Annotated in this window: 1 protein-coding gene; it reads right to left on the reverse strand. The window is 45.4% G+C overall.

The features are described 5' to 3' along the window. Positions 1 to 861 (reverse strand): IS30-like element ISVa6 family transposase (locus R7Z41_RS24610; protein ID WP_318141721.1); only part of this gene is annotated, 861 nt, incomplete at its 3' end. Between the last annotated feature and the right edge of the window lie 150 nt (positions 862 to 1,011).

Below are 1,011 nucleotides of genomic sequence, written 5' to 3' on the forward strand. Positions count from 1 at the left end.
TGACATAGAAGTTCGTTTTGGTAAGTATTGTCGTATCAAGCCATTGGTGTTTTCATTAGTCCCTCGTTCCCATGAGTGGTATGGATTTGCAAAGTAAAACAGACAGTTATGGTGTTTTTCTAGTTGTGCGTAACCATGAAACTCAGTGCCATTATCCGCAGTTATCGTCTTAAAAGGTAAGTCAGAGCGGGTCATGATTTTGCTCATTCTTACGTTGAGCGACTCGCTTGTCCTATCGTCCATTTGCCCAATAAAAGTGTAGCCAGTCATTCTGTCGACTAAAGTCACGATACAGTGCTTGGTTCCGCGGCCAACGACGGTATCAATTTCCCAGTGACCAGGCTCTTTTCGATGTTCAGCTTTTGCTGGTCTTTCGGTAATATGACGCTTTGCTGCCAGCCGACCTCGGCTGTCTTTTGAGTTATACCTTTTACGCCTTTTCTTGGTGGATTGGCGTAGGTGTTTCCATAGTGTTCCACCGAGAGTTTTGTCATTCCAAATGTGCTGATAAATGAGCTCGTGGCTCATTGTTGGATAGCCTCTTCCCCTTAGGTATCCGACGATTTGGTCAGGACTCCAGTCCAGTCGTAGCAAGGCCTCAGGTAACCTAAAGTCGATTTCGCTGTAGCGCTTATTTCTGCGCGAGCGACTCAGCCGGTTGCGAGCCATTTGTTGGGCTCTCCATGCCTGATAGGAGTACCTTTTAAAGTGTCTGTTGTATCGGGAGTTGCGTTCAATTTCTCGATAGATAGTGGCTTTGTGACGCCCCAGTTGTTTAGCTATTTTAGCGGTACTAATCCCTTGCTTTCTGAGCGCAGAAATCATATACCTTTCGTTCTCAGTGAGGTGCGTGTATCTCATGTTTTTTACTTCTTGGCGGGAGCAAACTTCATGATTATCGCATTTCACTGTTTTTATGTTCAGAGGTGTCGCACTTCGTACTTGAATCCAAGAAGCATAACAAACTGTTCAAGAGGGATTCGCAACGCGTGGCATTTTCACTATGCGTTG

Origin of the sequence: Vibrio sp. 1457 (genome assembly GCF_033340195.1) — a bacterium.
Lineage (GTDB): Bacteria > Pseudomonadota > Gammaproteobacteria > Enterobacterales > Vibrionaceae > Vibrio > Vibrio alginolyticus.